We start from the raw sequence: 240 nt of genomic DNA, 5'->3' as shown, positions 1-240 counted from the left end.
CGATCACCGCCCAGTGGGTGGCGGATCGTGGCGCGTCGCGAGTGGTGCTGACGTCCCGTTCGGGTCCGGGTGCCGCCGGTGTGGCGGAGTTGGCGGCCTCGATCGCAGCTCGTGGATCGGCAGTTGACGTGGTGACGTGTGACGTCGCCGACCGCGCCTCCGTGGCGGAGGTCCTGGACCGTATCGATGCGACGGGTCCGGTGCTGTCGTCGGTGGTTCACTCGGCCGGGACGGGCGGGA

The 240-nt window shown here is 71.2% G+C and carries 1 protein-coding gene; it reads left to right on the top strand.

The features are described from left to right. Positions 1-17 precede the first annotated feature (17 nt). Positions 18-240: SDR family oxidoreductase (locus AE652_RS43780; protein WP_255357399.1), on the top strand; the 223-nt coding region annotated here is incomplete at its 3' end.

The organism is Kitasatospora sp. MY 5-36, assembly GCF_001182915.1.
Taxonomy (GTDB): Bacteria; Actinomycetota; Actinomycetes; order Streptomycetales; family Streptomycetaceae; genus Kitasatospora.
Note: the sequence above shows the minus strand (reverse complement) of the source record. Positions and strands in the feature narration are given on the sequence as shown.